This window comes from Amycolatopsis sp. NPDC000009 (assembly GCF_055563465.1).
In genome coordinates this window covers 759,973-775,413 of sequence record NZ_JBVHDI010000001.1, presented here as the reverse complement: position 1 = coordinate 775,413, position 15,441 = coordinate 759,973, and the positions used below count along the sequence as shown (strand labels likewise).

The 15,441-nt window shown below is 67.9% G+C and carries 16 protein-coding genes and 1 tRNA gene; 8 read left to right on the top strand and 9 right to left on the bottom strand.

Annotated elements, in window-relative coordinates:
- Positions 1-3 precede the first annotated feature (3 nt).
- Positions 4-915, top strand: coding sequence for a TAXI family TRAP transporter solute-binding subunit (locus tag ACZ3HL_RS03925; RefSeq protein ID WP_465411990.1), 912 nt, complete (start codon positions 4-6; stop codon positions 913-915).
- On the opposite strand, the gene ACZ3HL_RS03920 is transcribed toward ACZ3HL_RS03925, so the two are convergent.
- Positions 901-2,298 (bottom strand): sensor histidine kinase, encoded by a 1,398-nt coding sequence (locus tag ACZ3HL_RS03920; RefSeq protein WP_465528614.1) that lies wholly within the window; start codon positions 2,296-2,298, stop codon positions 901-903. The genes ACZ3HL_RS03925 and ACZ3HL_RS03920 overlap by 15 nt on opposite strands.
- Before the next feature lie 4 nt (positions 2,299-2,302).
- A complete protein-coding gene (locus ACZ3HL_RS03915) occupies positions 2,303-2,992 on the bottom strand; it encodes a response regulator transcription factor (RefSeq protein WP_465412494.1) in 690 nt (229 codons plus the stop codon).
- 396 nt (positions 2,993-3,388) lie between these two features.
- Between ACZ3HL_RS03915 and ACZ3HL_RS03910 the strand changes: the two genes are divergently transcribed.
- The 5 genes from ACZ3HL_RS03910 (at position 3,389) to ACZ3HL_RS03890 (ending at position 7,277) form a co-directional block, all read left to right on the top strand.
- Positions 3,389-4,117, top strand: coding sequence for an amino acid ABC transporter ATP-binding protein (locus ACZ3HL_RS03910; protein ID WP_007029281.1), 729 nt, complete (start codon positions 3,389-3,391; stop codon positions 4,115-4,117).
- Positions 4,118-4,172: 55 nt separating this feature from the next.
- Positions 4,173-5,030 carry a glutamate ABC transporter substrate-binding protein gene (locus ACZ3HL_RS03905; protein WP_465528612.1) on the top strand — a complete coding sequence of 286 codons (858 nt, stop codon included), beginning with the start codon at positions 4,173-4,175 and terminating at the stop codon, positions 5,028-5,030.
- A gap of 84 nt (positions 5,031-5,114) precedes the next feature.
- Positions 5,115-5,810, top strand: coding sequence for an amino acid ABC transporter permease (locus ACZ3HL_RS03900; protein ID WP_465528610.1), 696 nt, complete (start codon positions 5,115-5,117; stop codon positions 5,808-5,810).
- Complete coding sequence (locus ACZ3HL_RS03895; protein WP_465528608.1) at positions 5,807-6,712, top strand: amino acid ABC transporter permease; 906 nt, start codon at positions 5,807-5,809, stop codon at positions 6,710-6,712. The genes ACZ3HL_RS03900 and ACZ3HL_RS03895 overlap by 4 nt, the downstream gene beginning before the upstream one ends.
- A 121-nt stretch (positions 6,713-6,833) precedes the next feature.
- Complete coding sequence (locus ACZ3HL_RS03890) at positions 6,834-7,277, top strand: class I SAM-dependent methyltransferase (protein ID WP_465411986.1); 444 nt, start codon at positions 6,834-6,836, stop codon at positions 7,275-7,277.
- Positions 7,278-7,423: 146 nt separating this feature from the next.
- Here the strand turns inward: ACZ3HL_RS03890 and ACZ3HL_RS03885 are convergent.
- From ACZ3HL_RS03885 to ACZ3HL_RS03865, 5 genes are all read right to left on the bottom strand, one after another.
- Positions 7,424-7,495: transfer RNA gene (locus ACZ3HL_RS03885), tRNA-Glu, on the bottom strand.
- Between the two features lie 313 nt (positions 7,496-7,808).
- On the bottom strand, positions 7,809-8,561 hold the full coding sequence (locus ACZ3HL_RS03880; RefSeq protein WP_465411985.1) for a succinate dehydrogenase/fumarate reductase iron-sulfur subunit: 753 nt from the start codon (positions 8,559-8,561) through the stop codon (positions 7,809-7,811).
- Positions 8,558-10,474, bottom strand: coding sequence for a fumarate reductase/succinate dehydrogenase flavoprotein subunit (locus ACZ3HL_RS03875; RefSeq protein WP_465411984.1), 1,917 nt, complete (start codon positions 10,472-10,474; stop codon positions 8,558-8,560). The genes ACZ3HL_RS03880 and ACZ3HL_RS03875 overlap by 4 nt, the downstream gene beginning before the upstream one ends.
- Positions 10,475-10,525: 51 nt before the next feature.
- Positions 10,526-11,356 (bottom strand): hypothetical protein, encoded by an 831-nt coding sequence (locus tag ACZ3HL_RS03870; RefSeq protein ID WP_073846760.1) that lies wholly within the window; start codon positions 11,354-11,356, stop codon positions 10,526-10,528.
- Complete coding sequence (locus ACZ3HL_RS03865; RefSeq protein WP_016332714.1) at positions 11,353-11,640, bottom strand: hypothetical protein; 288 nt, start codon at positions 11,638-11,640, stop codon at positions 11,353-11,355. The genes ACZ3HL_RS03870 and ACZ3HL_RS03865 overlap by 4 nt, the downstream gene beginning before the upstream one ends.
- A gap of 264 nt (positions 11,641-11,904) precedes the next feature.
- On the opposite strand from ACZ3HL_RS03865, the gene edd reads away from it, so the two are divergent.
- Positions 11,905-13,794: a phosphogluconate dehydratase gene (edd, locus tag ACZ3HL_RS03860; RefSeq protein WP_465528606.1), complete on the top strand. Its 1,890-nt coding sequence runs from the start codon at positions 11,905-11,907 to the stop codon at positions 13,792-13,794.
- Positions 13,791-14,411: a bifunctional 4-hydroxy-2-oxoglutarate aldolase/2-dehydro-3-deoxy-phosphogluconate aldolase gene (gene eda / locus ACZ3HL_RS03855; RefSeq protein ID WP_016332712.1), complete on the top strand. Its 621-nt coding sequence runs from the start codon at positions 13,791-13,793 to the stop codon at positions 14,409-14,411. The genes edd and eda overlap by 4 nt, the downstream gene beginning before the upstream one ends.
- A 45-nt stretch (positions 14,412-14,456) precedes the next feature.
- On the opposite strand, the gene ACZ3HL_RS03850 is transcribed toward eda, so the two are convergent.
- Both ACZ3HL_RS03850 and ACZ3HL_RS03845 read right to left on the bottom strand, forming a co-directional pair.
- The gene (locus tag ACZ3HL_RS03850; RefSeq protein WP_465528603.1) at positions 14,457-14,894 is read right to left on the bottom strand and encodes a GNAT family N-acetyltransferase; all 438 of its coding nucleotides are present in this window, start codon (positions 14,892-14,894) and stop codon (positions 14,457-14,459) included.
- An 87-nt stretch (positions 14,895-14,981) separates the two neighbouring features.
- Positions 14,982-15,422: an iron chaperone gene (locus ACZ3HL_RS03845; protein WP_465528601.1), complete on the bottom strand. Its 441-nt coding sequence runs from the start codon at positions 15,420-15,422 to the stop codon at positions 14,982-14,984.
- Positions 15,423-15,441: the final 19 nt, after the last annotated feature.

Below are 15,441 nucleotides of genomic sequence, written 5' to 3'. Positions count from 1 at the left end.
CTCATGAGGAGACCAGGGGTGCTCGCGGTGGTGATCGCCGTGGTCTGTGCCCTGGTCACCGGGTGCGGTCCCGATCTGTCCGGGACGAAGGTGCGGATCGCGGCGGGGCTCAACGGCGGTGTCTACGACAAACTGGCCGAGGCGCTGGCCGACGCGTGGGCCACGCAACTGGACACCGAGCGGCCGGTGATCCAGGAGACCCAGGGCTCGCCCGACAACGTCGGCCGGGTGCGGGCGGGGAAGGCCGACGTCGCGTTCGTGGCGGCCGACGTGGCCGCCGACGACACCGCCGGGCTGGCCGCGCTGGCCCGGGTGCACGACGACTATCTGCACGTCATCGTCCGCGCCGACTCGTCGATCAGGTCGTTCGCGCAGTTGCGCGGGCACAAGGTCGCGATCGGTTCGCCGGATTCGGGTGTCGAGTTCCTCTCGAAGCAGCTGCTGAAGGCGTCGGGGCTGACCGGCGCGATCGACCGGCGCAATCTCGGTCTCCCCGAGGCGCTGCCCGCGCTGGAGAACCGGCAGATCGACGCCGTCATCTGGTCGGGTGGCCTGCCGACGCCGTCGATCACCGAGAAGGTGCACACGGTCGGCCTGCGGCTGCTCGACATCACCGATCTGGCGGACGCGCTGCGCGCCACCAGCCCGGTGTACCGGACGGCGACCATCCCGGTGACGGCCTACAACCTGCCGTCACCGGTGACCACGCTCGTGCTGCCGAACTTCCTGGTGGTGCCGACGTCGATGCGCGACGACGTCGCCGAGGCGCTGGTGCGCGGGCTGTTCGACGCGCGGGACCAGCTGGTCGAGGCGGCCGGGGCGGCGCTGTCGATCGACATCCATCCCGCGATCGAGACCGCGCCCCTGCCGCTGCATCCCGGCGCGCTGCGCTACTTCCGGTCACTCAAGAACTAGCGGCAGGGTCACGGTCACCTGAAGACCGCCGCCGTCGGGTGAGCCGAGCCGCAGCGAACCGTCCGAGCGGGCCAGGATCTCGGTGACGATCGCCAGGCCGAGGCCGGATCCGGGCACGTTCTGATGCGCGGTGCTGCGCCAGAACCGGTCCGCCGCGCGATCCAGCTCGTCGTCGCGCAGGCCGGGGCCGTGGTCGCGGACGGCGATGTCCACCTTGCCGTCGGCGGTCCTGACGTCCACCCGCACCTCGGTGCCCGGCTCGGTGAACTTGAGCGCGTTGTCCAGCAGCGCGTCGAGGACCACTTCGAGGCCGCGGGCCGGGGTGAGCACCCGCAGTCCGCCGCCCAGCCCGGTCGCCTCCAGCGTGATGTCGCGTGCCGCGCCGACCACGGTCCAGTCGGCCACCCGGGCGCCCACCACCTCGTCGAGGCCGACCTGCACCAGTTCGCCGCCCGAGGCCTCGGCGCGGGCCAGCGAGAGGAGTTCGTCGAGGATCTGGTTGAGCCGTCGCGCGTCGACGACGGCGGCTTCGAGGTCGGCCGCGGCGAGGTCGTCGTCGACGTGGCCGTCGAGGTTGCCCAGCCTGATCTTCAACGCGGTCAACGGGTTCCGCAGCTGGTGGGAGGCGTCGGCGACGAACGCGCGCTGCGCCGACAGCGCCTCGTCGACGCTGGCCGCCATCCGGTCGAAGGACCGTTCGAGCTGCCGCAGCTCCGGTGGCCCGCCGGTCTCCCCCACCCGTTTGACCTCGCGGCCGCTGACCACGGAGGCGACCAGTTCGCCGGTGGCGTCGTCGAGCCGCCGGACCGGGCGCAGGATCCAGCGCACCACCGGCACCGCGACCAGCAGCGCGAGCCCGAACGCCAGCACCGCGCCCGCCGCGATGAGCAGCCACCACCACAGCAGTTCGGTGCGGGCCTTGGCGGTCGAGGAGACGGTGATGACCGCGCCCCGCACCTCGCCGTCGATGAGGATCGGCTCGGCCAGCACCAGCGGCTCGGTGTTCCACGGCATCAGCAGCGGTCCGGGCTCCGAACGCCGTCCGGCCAGCGCCTCCTGCAGATGGGAGGCGATGACGGGGTCCTTGAGCTCGATCCCCACCTCGCCGGGCCCGCGGGCCACGGCCTCGCCGTCCTGGTCGACGATCGCCACCGGCACTTCGTAGACCTCGGTGTAGCGGTGGAGCTCGTCCACGATCAGGTCCGGCCGGTTCTCCACCAGCGGGCGCTGGGCCAGCGACGCGAACCGGGAGGTGTCGGTGAGGCGGTCGAGGAAGAGGTCGAGCTGCACACTGGCCGCCACGCTGAGCGCGAGCGGGATGCCGAGGCCGAACACGAGGGCCGCGACCAGCGTCAGCACGATCGCCTGGAGCCGGACGCGCACCGGCTCAGCCTTCTTCCGCCGGACCGTAGGCGCCGCCGAGGCGGTACCCGACGCCGCGGACGGTCTCGATCAGCGCGGGCCTGCCCAGTTTGGTCCGCAGGGTGGCGACGTGGACGTCGAGCGACCGGCTCTCCGCCGGGCCGCGATGCCCCCAGACCTCGTTCAGCACGTGATCACGGGCGCAGACCGCGCCGCGGGCGGTGACCACCAGCGCGAGCACCTGGAATTCCTTGCGGGACAACGAAACCGGCTGACCGTCGACCTGCACCTCGTGGCGCCCGATATCGACCGAGACATCACCCGCGCGGATGACGCCCGGCGGTTCGGCCGCGGCTGGCCGTTCTCCGCGGCGACGGCGCACGGCCTCGACGCGGGCGACCAGTTCGTCGACGTCGTAGGGCTTGACCAGGTAGTCGTCGGCGCCGGACCGCAGCCCCTGGATCCGGTCGTCGACCTCGCCCCGCGCCGAAACGACGATCACCGCGACGTCGCTGACCGCGCGGATGCGGCGGCACAGCACGATCCCGTCGATGTCGGGGAGGCCCAGGTCGAGCAGCACGACGTCGACCTCGTGCACCAGATCGAGCACGCCGGCGCCGGAGGCCAGGCGTTTGATCGTCAGGCCGCGCCGGGTCAGCGCGGGCGTCAAGGCACCCGCGACCCGGTCGTCGTCCTCCACCAGCAGTACCCGCACCCGTGTCTTCCCTTTCACGCCGTCCCCGCACCGCGACGAGGTGAAGAACGACTCTATGGGGTGAGTCACCTCTCGCGCTGCCCGTACCGCTGGGCCGGATGGCCCTGTGAGGGACCCGCTGCACGCGGTAATGGTCACGATGCGTCACAGATCTGTTGTGACCCCGGTTACGGGACACCCCCGCTTTGTCTAGGCTGATCAGCGCCGGACGGAGGTGGACCGGGGCCGTCCGGTGGCTTGAGAACGATACGGACTTGAAACCCTAAGTATTGGTCAAGCCGTCTTTACAAGCGGTCCGACGGGAGTAGGTTTCCGCCATCGCGTGGTGCCTGACCCCGCAGTCCCCTGCAAACGAACGCTCCTGGAGGCCAGATGACCGCGGAGGTGGCGGCGCCGATGATCAAGGCGGCCGCCGTGAACAAGTACTTCGGCGACCTGCACGTGCTCAAGGAGATCAACCTCGAGGTGCCGCGTGGGCAGGTCGTGGTCGTGCTCGGGCCGTCCGGGTCTGGCAAGTCGACGCTGTGCCGGGCGATCAACCGGCTGGAACCCATCAACTCCGGCGAGATCGCGGTGGACGGCGTTCCGCTGCCCGCCGAAGGGAAGGCGCTGGCCGCGCTGCGCGCCGACGTCGGCATGGTGTTCCAGTCGTTCAACCTGTTCGCGCACAAGACGATCGTCGAGAACGTCATGCTCGCGCCGATGAAGGTCCGCAAGGTCAACTCGGCCGAGGCCCGCAAGACCGCGATGGACCTGCTCGAACGCGTCGGCATCGCCAACCAGGCCGACAAGTACCCGGCCCAGCTCTCCGGCGGGCAGCAGCAGCGGGTGGCGATCGCCCGCGCGCTGGCCATGCGCCCCAAGGTGATGCTGTTCGACGAGCCGACCTCGGCGCTGGACCCGGAGATGGTCCAGGAGGTCCTCGACGTGATGACCACGCTCGCCAAGGACGGGATGACGATGCTCGTCGTCACCCACGAGATGGGCTTCGCGCGGCGCGCGGCGAACCGGGTGGTGTTCATGTCCGACGGCGAGATCGTCGAGGACTCCACCCCGGACGACTTCTTCACCAAGCCGAAGACGGATCGCGCCAAGGACTTCCTCGGCAAGATCCTGACCCACTGAGGTCTTCCCCGCCGGCCGGTATGGCTGGACAAGATTCGGAAGGAAACTGAGAACAATGCGGTTGAACCGAGTTCTGCGAATGAGCGCGGCCGTCGTGGCGGCCGGTCTCGCCCTCTCCGCCTGTGGTGGCGGCGGGTCGGACGCCGGCAGCGGCTCCAGCGGCGCCAAGAACGTGGTGGCGAAGGCCAAGAGCGACAAGAAGCTGGTCATCGGCATCAAGTTCGACCAGCCCGGTCTCGGCCAGAAGCAGGCCGACGGCACCTACGCCGGTTTCGACGTCGACGTGGCGAAGTACATCGCCAAGGAGCTCGGCGTCGAAGAGTCGGGGATCACCTGGAAGGAAGCGCAGTCCGCGCAGCGCGAGGACCTGATCAAGAAGGGTGAGGTCGACTTCATCGTCGCCACCTACTCGATCACCGACAAGCGCAAGAACGAGGTCTCCTTCGCGGGCCCGTACTTCATCGCCCACCAGGACCTGTTGGTCCAGGCCGACAACACCGACATCACCGGCCCGGAGTCGCTGACCGGCAACAAGAAGCTCTGCTCGGTCAAGGGTTCGACCCCGGCGCAGAACGTCAAGGACAAGTACGCCAAGGAAGTCCAGCTCCAGGAACGTGGCAAGTACACCGACTGCGTTACCGATCTGCTCAACGGAACCGTCGATGCCATGACGACCGATGACGTGATCCTCGCCGGCTACGCCGCGCAGCAGCCCGGCAAGCTGAAGCTGGTCGGCAAGGGCTTCACCGACGAGAAGTACGGCGTCGGCCTGAAGAAGGACGACGCCGAGAGCGTCACCGCGATCAACAACGCGATCAAGAAGATGCAGCAGGACGGCGCGTGGAAGGCCGCTCTGGAGAAGAACGTCGGCCCGTCGGGCTACAAGATCCCGGAACCCCCGGCCGTCTCCTGACACCCGGCTCGTTGAGCCGCTGAACTGAAGGAATCGAACGGTGCGCCGTGTACCGCGGCGCACCGTTCCCATACCGAGGCTGGGTTGAGCACCTTGTTCGATTTCCTCGACAATCCCAATTACGACTTGCTCGGCGCCTTCTGGATGACGATCAAGCTCACCTTCTTCTCCGCGATCGGCTCCCTGATCTGGGGCACCATCCTGGTGGGGTTGCGGGTCAGTCCGGTTCCGATCATGCGGGCATTCGGCACCGCCTATGTCAACATCTTCCGGAACACCCCGCTGACCGTGATCATCGTCTTCACGTCGCTGGGCCTGTCCTCCACCCTGGGAGTCAGCCTGGCCTCGTCCGAGTCGACGACGTCGTTGGAGGACAACGCCTTCCGGCTCGCGATCCTCGGTTTCATCGCCTACACGGCGACATTCGTCTGTGAATCGCTGAGGTCGGGTATCAACACCGTGCCCGTCGGCCAGGCGGAAGCGGCCCGCGCACTCGGGCTCGGTTTCCTCCAGGTGCTGACACTGATCGTGCTGCCGCAGGCGTTCAGGTCGGTGATCGCGCCGCTGGCGAACGTCATGATCGCGCTGTTGAAGAACACCACGGTCGCGTCGATCATCGGTGTGGCCGAGGCCTCGCTGCTGATGTCGGAGATGGTGGAGAACGAGTCCGACTCGCTGCTGCTGGTCTTCCTGCTCTTCGCCGCCGGTTTCGTCGTCCTGGTCCTCCCCCTCGGCCTGTTCCTGGGCTGGGTCGCCAAGAAGGTCGAGGTCAAGCGATGAGCGCGCAGACCGTCCTCTACGACATCCCCGGCCCCAAGGCTCGGGCCCGAAATTGGCTCTACACCGTTCTTTTCGTTCTCGTCCTGGCGCTGGCCGCGTACTACGTCTACGCGGGTTTCGACGAGAAGAACCAGTGGGCCGGCGCGCTGTGGGAGCCCTTCCTCAAGGGTTCCACCTGGACCGAGTTCATCCTGCCCGGTCTGCTCAACACGCTGAAGGCCGCGGCGCTGTCGATCGTGATCGCGCTGCCGATCGGCGCACTGCTGGGTATCGGCAGGCTGTCCGACCACAAATGGGTGCGAGTCCCGGTCGGCGCCGTCGTCGAATTCTTCCGGGCGATCCCGGTGCTGCTGTTGATGGTCTTCGCCGCCGCGTTCTACGCGTTCTACACCGACATCGACGCCGCGATCCGCCCGCTGTTCGCCGCGGTGACGGGCCTGGTGCTCTACAACGGCTCGGTCATGGCCGAGGTGTTCCGTGCGGGCATCCTTTCGCTGCCCAAGGGCCAAGGTGAGGCCGCCTCCGCGCTGGGTATGCGCAAGACCCAGATCATGATGACCGTCCTGCTGCCGCAGGCGGTCACCCTGATGCTGCCCGCGCTGGTGAGCCAGCTGGTCGTCATCCTGAAGGACACCGCGCTGGCCGGTCAGCTGACCATCGGCTTCAACGAGCTGATCCGCAGCACCGGACCGCTCACCGGTCTCTACGGCAACACGATCCCGACGCTGATCGTCGTCGCGATCATCTTCATCGTGCTGAACCTGCTCCTGACCCAGTTCGCGAGCTGGCTCGAGAACAAGCTGGCGCGGCGGAAGAAGGCACCCAAGGGCGCCAAGCCGGTGCACGACGCACCCGCGTCCGTCGTCGACGCCACCGACTTCAACACCGGTCGGTCGCTGTAGCTCCATAAGTACATGAAGGCCCCCTTCCTTGCGCCCAGGTACAGGAAGGGGGCCTTCATGTACTCCGGGATAGGCCTCTTGGTCCTGTCGGGACAGCGGCCGCTCGGCTAGCGTCGGCCGTATGGCGGACCAGGCCGCGACGCTGCTCGAAGCGCTGCCGGACCTGGCGGGCAGGTCGGTCCTGGTCGTCGGGTGCGGCGATGGCCGGTACCCACGCTTGCTCCGCGGAAAGGGCGCGCGCCGCGTGGTCGGCGTCGACGCGGACCAGGTGCTGATCGCGGCCGCGCAACGCGAAGAGGAACGCGACCCCGCCGGGATCTCCTACGAGGTCCACCAGCTCACCCGGCTGCCGGCGATGGGAGTGTTCGACGTCGTGCTCGCCTTCCTGGACTCTCCCGATCATCTCGGTCGCGTCGCCGCGAGCCTGGTGACGGGCGGGCTGCTGGTGGTTGTCGCCACGAACGGGCTCAACCTGGAAGAAGGGTTGCGGGACAACGGGTTCCAGGACCTCGTCCTGCGCCGCCACGAGAGCGGCGACGTGCACAGCGCCCGCAAGGTGGGCTGAGTCGCACACCCTGGTGTCGAGCCAGGCTGGCCGGGGCTATGAATCCCGGCCGGTCGCCGGACCGTGCGCGTCTGGCGGTATGGGACACACGGGCCCACACCGCCGCACCGGTACGACGGAACAGGTTTCCCCGCCGTGCCGGGGCGTAGCGCGTGTGGGAGTCGAACCCACGTCACCGGGGTGAAAACCCGGTATCCCTTCCGCTGGACCAACGCGCCTTGGCCTGGAACACAGTCCGGCGCGCATGCGCACCGGACTGCTTCGTTCCAGAAATCTGGGTCACCGAAAGAAAAAGCCGCCCGGTTCGGTTTCCCGAAGGGCGGCTCCGCGTATGCGTCGTCCTGCTAGGACGGCGATCGGGAGCCGTGTTCTTCTTCCATACCAAGGACCATGGCGTAACAACGTCGCGTCATGTGTCCTCCCTCGGTGGTGTGCGGGTAAGTGTGCGGCAGGGATAGGGGCGGCGGCAACCGATTTAGCTCGTGAGTGGTAAGGACGGTTAGAACCGTCCTTACCACTCACGAGGGGTGTCTACTTGTCCCGCCGGAACAGTTTGTTCCCCAGCCAGACGATGGGGTCGTACTTCCGGTCCGCGACGCGTTCCTTCATCGGGATCAGCGCGTTGTCGGTGATGTGGATGCCCTCCGGGCACACGTCCGAGCAGCACTTGGTGATGTTGCAGTAGCCGAGCCCGTGCTCCTCCTGCGCCTCGTCACGCCGGTCGGCGACGTCGAGGGGATGCATTTCGAGTTCGGCGATCCGCATCAGGTACCGGGGCCCGGCGAAGGCCTCCTTGTTCTCCTCGTGGTCACGCACCACGTGGCAGGTGTTCTGGCACAGGAAGCATTCGATGCACTTGCGGAACTCCTGCGAGCGCTCGACGTCCACCTGCTGCATCCGGTACTCCCCCGGCTTCAGCTCCGGCGGCGGAGTGAACGAGGGGATCTCGCGGGCCTTGGTGTAGTTGAACGACACGTCGGTCACCAGGTCGCGGATCACCGGGAACGTCCGCATCGGCGTCACGGTGATGACCTCGTCCTCGGTGAAGGTCGACATCCGGGTCATGCACAGCAGCCGCGGCTTGCCGTTGATCTCCGCCGAGCACGAACCGCATTTGCCCGCCTTGCAGTTCCACCGCACCGCCAGATCCGAGGCCTGGGTGGCCTGCAACCGGTGGATGATGTCGAGGACGACCTCGCCCTCGTTGACCTCGACGGTGTAGTCCTGCAGCTCACCGGCGTCGGCGTCACCGCGCCAGACCCGGAAACTCGCCTTGTAGCTCATGCCGGACTCCCGGGGTGCGAGGCCAGTTCTTCGTCGGTGTAGTATTTCCCCAGCTCGGACAGTTCGAACAGCTCCAGCAGGTCCTGCCGCAGCGGGGTCTGCGCCTTGACCTCGATGCCGATCTCCGGCACCACCGGGTTGTCGCCCGGTGTGGCCGAGCAGACCAGGAGTTTGTTGCGCCACTGGGCGTCCATGCCGGGATGGTCGTCCCGCGTGTGCCCGCCCCGGCTCTCGGTCCGCATCAGCGCGGCCCTGGCGACGCATTCGCTGACCATCAGCATGTTCCGCAGGTCGACGGCGAGATGCCAGCCGGGGTTGAACTGCCGGTGTCCTTCGACGGTGACCCGCTTGATCCGCTCGCGCAGTTCCCCGAGCTTCTCCAGCGCCCGCTCGATCTCCTCCGATTTGCGGATGATGCCGACGAGGTCGTTCATCGATTGCTGCAGCTCGGTGTGCAGGCTGTACGGATTCTCCTCGACACCGTCGCCCGGCGGGTCGAACGGCGCGAGCGCCATCGCCGCGGCGGCGTCCACATCGGACTGACTGACCTTCGGGCGGTCCTTCAGTTCCGCGACGTAGGACGCGGCGCCGAGGCCCGCACGACGGCCGAAGACGAGCAGATCCGAAAGCGAGTTGCCGCCGAGCCGGTTCGAGCCGTGCATCCCGCCCGAACACTCGCCCGCGGCGAACAGCCCCGGCACGCTCGACGACGCGGTGTCCGGATCGACCTCGATCCCGCCCATCACGTAATGGCAGGTGGGGCCGACCTCCATCGGTTCCTTCGTGATGTCGACGTCGGCGAGTTCCTTGAACTGGTGGTACATCGACGGCAGCCGTTTGCGGATCTCCTCCGCGGGCAGCCTGCTGGCGATGTCGAGGAAGACCCCGCCGTGCGGCGATCCCCGGCCCGCCTTGACCTCGGAGTTGATCGCACGAGCCACCTCGTCACGCGGCAGCAGATCCGGCGTGCGGCGGTTCTTCTCCTGGTCGGTGTACCAGCGGTCGGCTTCTTCCTCGCTGTCCGCGTACTGCCCCTTGAAGACATCGGGGACGTACTCGAACATGAACCGCTTGTCCTCGGTGTTCTTGAGGACCCCGCCGTCACCGCGGACGCCTTCGGTGACCAGGATCCCCTTCACGCTCGGCGGCCAGACCATGCCCGTCGGGTGGAACTGGACGAACTCCATGTTGATGAGCGTCGCCCCGGCCCGCAGCGCCAGCGCGTGCCCGTCACCGGTGTACTCCCACGAGTTCGAGGTGACCTTGAACGATTTCCCGATACCGCCGGTCGCCAGCACCACCGCCGGCGTCTCGAACAGGATGAACCGGCCGCTCTCCCGCCAATACCCGAAGGCGCCCGAGATCCGGCCGTCCTCAGTCAACAGCTCGGTGATCGTGCATTCGGCGAAGACCTTGATCCTCGCCTCGTAGTCACCGGTCTCCTTGAAGTCCTCTTGTTGCAGCGAAACGATTTTCTGCTGCATCGTGCGGATCAGTTCGAGTCCGGTGCGGTCGCCGACGTGCGCCAGCCGCGGGTACGTGTGCCCGCCGAAGTTGCGCTGGCTGATCCGGCCGTCGGCGGTGCGGTCGAACAGGGCGCCGTAGGTCTCCAGTTCCCAGACCCGGTCCGGCGCCTCCCTGGCGTGGAGTTCGGCCATCCGCCAGTTGTTGAGGAACTTCCCGCCGCGCATGGTGTCGCGGAAGTGCACCTGCCAGTTGTCGTTCGAATTCGCGTTGCCCATCGACGCCGCGCAGCCGCCTTCGGCCATCACCGTATGCGCCTTGCCGAAGAGCGATTTGCACACCACCGCGACGCTGAAGCCGCGTTCACGGGCTTCGATGACCGCGCGGAGACCGGCACCGCCGGCACCGATCACCACCACGTCGTAGTTGAGCCGTTCGACCTCGGTCATGAAAAGAGCCACCTCGAAGCTTGTCGCCGGGGACGGGAGATTCCCGCGCCGCTAGTTGATGAACCGCAGATCCGAAATCGCGCCGCTCGCCACGAGCATCACGTAGAGGTCGGTCAGCACGAGCGTGCCGAGCGTCGTCCACGCCAGCGCCATGTGCCGGGTGTTGAGTTTCGTCACCTGGGTCCAGATCCAGTAGCGCACCGGATGTTTGGAGAAGTGCTTGAGCCTGCCGCCGGTCACGTGACGGCACGAGTGGCACGACAACGTGTACGCCCACAACAGGATCACGTTGCCGAGCAGCACGATGTTGCCGAGCCCGAAGCCGAATCCGCCGGTCTTGCCGTGGAACGCGGTGATCGCGTCGTAGGTGTTGACCAGCGAGACGACCACGGCCACGTAGAAGAAGTAGCGGTGGGCGTTCTGGATGATCAGCGGCAGCCGTGTCTCACCGGTGTACTTCGCGTGCGGTTCGGCGACCGCGCAGGCGGGCGGCGAGAACCAGACGGCCCGGTAGTAGGCCTTGCGGTAGTAGTAGCAGGTCAGCCGGAAGCCCAGCAGGAACGGCAGGACCAGGAAGCCGAGCGGGATGAAGCCCGGCAGTTCGCCGATCCAGGCGCCGAAATGCCGGGAGCCTTCGACGCAGGATTCCGAGACGCAGGGCGAATAGAACGGCGTCAGGTAGTGGTACTCGGGCACCCAGTACGCGGTGCGCACGAAGGACCTGATCGTCGCGTAGATGATGAAGGCGGAGAGGCCGAGGACGGTCAGCAGCGGGGACAGCCACCACCGGTCGGTGCGCAGCGTTTTTTCGGCGATCCGGGCCCGCGAAGGTGCGCGAACCCCCGTACCCCGTCCGGCCTCGTTGCCGGCGGGGGCGCTCACCGCTGGTCGCGCTTGTAGCCGCCGACGCCTTCGTCATCGGCGCCTTGCCAGAGCGCCGGGTCGTAGGGCGTATCGGGAACTTGGACCCGGTCGGCGGCCTTCGCCTGGGCGGGCACCGCGTTCGGGGTCGTGTCGAGGTCGGTCGCGTCGATGTCGAGCCGCTCGACGTCGTTCGCCAGGCGCCGTACCGCCGACGCGTCGCCGTATCGGGACCGCAGCGCGCCGACGCACTGCCTCAACTGACCGATGGCTCGCCGAAGCTCGGCGATCTCTGTGGTGGACATCGGTACCTCCCGATGGTCGGTTCGGTTGGCCGCTTGAGCCTTCGAAGGCCAGCGATTCCTCGCCGTCTCGACTCTGCCGCGCGTTGTGCAATGTGACAAGTAGCACAGTGGAACCTAGTGACGTGATGGAGGTCACGCGAGTCGATCTTCTGTATCGATTTTGATTCGAGCTTTCCCCCGAGGTACTGTGGCCACTGTCACGACCCAGCGACGTCAGCGTTGCCGTCCCGCGGACCACCACGACCAGTGATCCGGAGCCGGACAATGAGCACCGCCCCGAACGTCCACCCCATCATCGCCGAAGTCACCGGGCGCATCGCCGCCCGCAGCGCCGAAACCCGCGCCGCGCACCTCGAGCGCGTCGCCGCCGCCCACGAAGAAGGGCCGGTTCGGCGCGGCCTCGACTGCAGCAACCTCGCCCACGGTTTCGCCGCGATGGAAGGTGTCGACAAAGCGGCACTGCGCGCCGCGCGGGCGCCGGGTGTCGCGATCGTCTCGTCCTACAACGACATGCTTTCGGCCCACCAGCCGATGCAGGAGTACCCCGCGATGCTGAAGGCCTCGGTCCGCCAGGCGGGCGGGGTGGCCCAGTTCGCCGGAGGCGTGCCCGCGATGTGCGACGGCGTCACCCAGGGCCGTCCCGGGATGGAGCTGTCGCTGTTCAGCCGCGAAGTGATCGCGATGTCGACCGCGATCGCGCTGTCCCACGACATGTTCGACGCGGTGCTGCTGCTCGGCGTCTGCGACAAGATCGTGCCGGGCCTGCTGATCGGCGCGCTGTCGTTCGGGCATCTCCCGGCGATCCTGGTGCCGGCCGGGCCGATGAACTCGGGCCTGCCGAACAAGGAGAAGGCGCGCGTGCGCCAGCTCTACGCCGAGGGCAAGGCGACGCGCGAAGATCTGCTCGACGCCGAAGCGGCTTCGTACCACTCGGCAGGAACGTGCACCTTCTACGGCACCGCCAACTCGAACCAGATGGTCGTCGAGGTGATGGGCCTGCACCTGCCGGGCGCCAGCTTCGTGCAGCCGAACTCGACACTGCGGAAGGCGCTCACCGAAGAAGCCGGACGCCGCGTCGTGAAGCTCTCGCGCGGGGAGGAGTACACGCCGGTCTCGCGCGTGATCGACGAGAAGGCCGTCGTCAACGGTGTCATCGCGCTGCTCGCCACGGGCGGCTCGACCAACCACACGATGCACCTCGTCGCGATCGCCGCCGCCGCGGGCATCCAGCTGACCTGGGACGACTTCTCCGACCTGTCGTCGGTGATCCCCCTGCTGGCCCGCGTGTACCCGAACGGCAGCGCGGACATCAACCACTTCCACGCCGCCGGTGGCATCCAGTTCCTGGTCGGCACCCTGCTCGACGCGGGCCTGCTGCACGAGGACGTCCAAACCGTCGCCGGGCCGGGGCTGCACCGCTACCGGCAGGAGCCGATCCTCTCCGAAGGCGAGCTGGTCTGGCGTGACGTCCCGACGCGCAGCCTGGATGAGGACGTGCTGCGTCCCGTGTGGCGGCCGTTCGCCTCCGACGGCGGGCTGCGGATGGTCGCGGGCAACCTCGGCCGCGCGGTGATCAAGGTGTCGGCGGTGGCGCCGGAGCACCGGACCGTGCAGGCCCCGGCGCGGGTGTTCACCGACCAGAAGTCCTTCAAGACCGCTTTCGAGGCGGGCGAGCTGGACCGCGACGTCGTCGTGGTCATCCGGCAGCAGGGCCCGCAGGCCAACGGGATGCCGGAACTGCACGGGCTCACCCCGGCGCTCGGGGTGCTGATGGACCGCGGGCACCAGGTGGCGTTGCTCACCGACGGCCGGATGTCGGGCGCGTCCGGGAAGATCCCGGCGGCGATCCAGGTGACCCCGGAAGCCGCCGTGGGAGGCCCGATCGCGCGGATCGCCGACGGCGACGTCGTCCGCCTCGACGCCAAGGCCGGGACGCTCGACGTCCTCGTGGGTGACGAAGAACTCGCCCGCCGTGAACTGGTGGACTCCCCGCCTTCGGAGGCATCCTGGACCGGCACCGGCCGGGAGCTGTTCGCGGCGCTGCGCCGCGCGGTCGGCCCCGCCGATCAGGGCGCGAGCGTGTTCGGACCGCTCACGCCGGAACACTTCGGCGCTCCGGCGCACACGTTGACCCCTGTGGAGGTAACCCAGTGACCACCGGCGCCGACCTGCTCGGCCTGTCCCCCGTGATGCCCGTCGTCGTGCTCGACGACGCCGCCGACGCCGTGCCCACCGCGCGGGCCCTGCTCGCGGGCGGGATCGGCGTGATCGAGCTGACCCTGCGCACCCCGGCGGCACTCGCCTCCATCGAGCGGATCGCCGCGGAGGTCCCGGAGATCGTCATCGGCGCCGGGACGGTCACCGCGCCCGAGCACGCGAAGCAGGCGGCAGACGCCGGCGCGAAGTTCCTGGTGACCCCGGGCTGCACGGACGCCGTGCTGGACGCCGCGTTCGACACCGGCCTGCCGTTCCTGCCGGGCGCGAGCACGGTTTCGGAGGCGATGCGGCTGGCCGAACGCGGGCTGACCGCGCTGAAGTTCTTCCCCGCCGAGGCCAGCGGCGGTGTGGCGTACCTGAAGTCGATCGGCGGGCCGCTGCCCGGGCTGAAGTTCTGCCCGACCGGCGGGATCACCGTGAAGACCGCGCCGGACTATCTCGCACTGTCCAATGTGGGCTGCATCGGTGGTTCGTGGCTGACGCCGAAGGATGCCTTGGCGGCGAAGGACTTCGGGAAGATCGAAGCTTTCGCGGCGGAGGCTTCGAAGCTCTGATCCGTGTCGTGAAGGCCACCTTCGCGAAGGTGGCCTTCACTGCTTTCAGAGCGGGAGCTGGTACTGGATGAAGCCCCGGTTCACCGCGACCTGGTCGTACAGGCGGCGCGCGGTGGCGTTGGATTCCTTGGTGTGCCAGTAAACCCTGTCGCAATCGCGGGTGCGCGCCCAGTCCGCGACGGCCTCGATCAGCGCCCGCGCGACCCCCTTGCCCCGGGCTTCCGGCGCGGTGAACAGATCTTGCAGGTAACAGACGTCGGTGAGCGCGGATGTACTGGGATGCACCAGGAAATGCGTGATCCCGACCAGCTCGCCGCCCAGGCGGGCACCGAGCGCGTGCATCCGGTCCCCCGTCCGGAATTCACGCCAGGCACGGTCGTAAACCTCTTGGGGCGCGACACGTTCGTAGAAGGCGATGTACGCGCGGAACAGTTGTTCCCAGGCTTCGCGGTCTTCGGGCTTCAACGGCTCGATGGTGATCATGTGGTCCTCCCGGTGATCACCCGAGCCTAGGGTTTCGCCGCCGTCCCGCGTGTGGCCACTCACGCGGTAATGCGGGTTGCCACTCCGTCAGCTGACGGCTTGCTTCACCAGCGCGGCGATGCGCTGCTCCACCGCCGGGGTCGCGTCGGTCAGCGCGAAGGCCGTCGCCCACATCGCGCCGTCGTCCAGCTGAGCGGCCTCGTTGAAGCCGAGCGTCGCGTACCGCGTCTTGAACTTGGCCGCCGCCTGGAAGAAGCAGACGATCTTGCCTTCCAGCGCGTAGGCGGGCTGGCCGTACCAGAGTTTCGGCGCGAGCATCGGGGCGTTCGCCTTCACGACGCTGTGGACCAGCTCGGCCAGCGCCCGGTCCTCATCGGACATCTCGGCGATCTTCGCGACCACGTCCTGCTCGGCCGCCGCCGCTTTGCCGGCGGCCGAACTGCGGCGCGCCGCCTTCTTCATGTCCTGGGCGTGTTCCTTCATCGCGGCCTTCTCTTCGGCCGTGAATCCTTCGTACGTGGTGCTCATGGCGGTTTCTCCTTGGTAA

Coding starts and splice junctions, on each gene's coding strand:
- ACZ3HL_RS03925 (WP_465411990.1), top strand. CDS start 4: ATGAGGAGACCAGGGGTGCTCGCGGTGGTGATCGCCGTGGTCTGTGCC.
- ACZ3HL_RS03910 (WP_007029281.1), top strand. CDS start 3,389: ATGATCAAGGCGGCCGCCGTGAACAAGTACTTCGGCGACCTGCACGTG.
- ACZ3HL_RS03905 (WP_465528612.1), top strand. CDS start 4,173: ATGCGGTTGAACCGAGTTCTGCGAATGAGCGCGGCCGTCGTGGCGGCC.
- ACZ3HL_RS03895 (WP_465528608.1), top strand. CDS start 5,807: ATGAGCGCGCAGACCGTCCTCTACGACATCCCCGGCCCCAAGGCTCGG.
- ACZ3HL_RS03890 (WP_465411986.1), top strand. CDS start 6,834: ATGGCGGACCAGGCCGCGACGCTGCTCGAAGCGCTGCCGGACCTGGCG.
- ACZ3HL_RS03880 (WP_465411985.1), bottom strand. CDS start 8,561: ATGAGCTACAAGGCGAGTTTCCGGGTCTGGCGCGGTGACGCCGACGCC.
- ACZ3HL_RS03875 (WP_465411984.1), bottom strand. CDS start 10,474: ATGACCGAGGTCGAACGGCTCAACTACGACGTGGTGGTGATCGGTGCC.
- ACZ3HL_RS03865 (WP_016332714.1), bottom strand. CDS start 11,640: ATGTCCACCACAGAGATCGCCGAGCTTCGGCGAGCCATCGGTCAGTTG.
- edd (WP_465528606.1), top strand. CDS start 11,905: ATGAGCACCGCCCCGAACGTCCACCCCATCATCGCCGAAGTCACCGGG.
- ACZ3HL_RS03850 (WP_465528603.1), bottom strand. CDS start 14,894: ATGATCACCATCGAGCCGTTGAAGCCCGAAGACCGCGAAGCCTGGGAA.
- ACZ3HL_RS03845 (WP_465528601.1), bottom strand. CDS start 15,422: ATGAGCACCACGTACGAAGGATTCACGGCCGAAGAGAAGGCCGCGATG.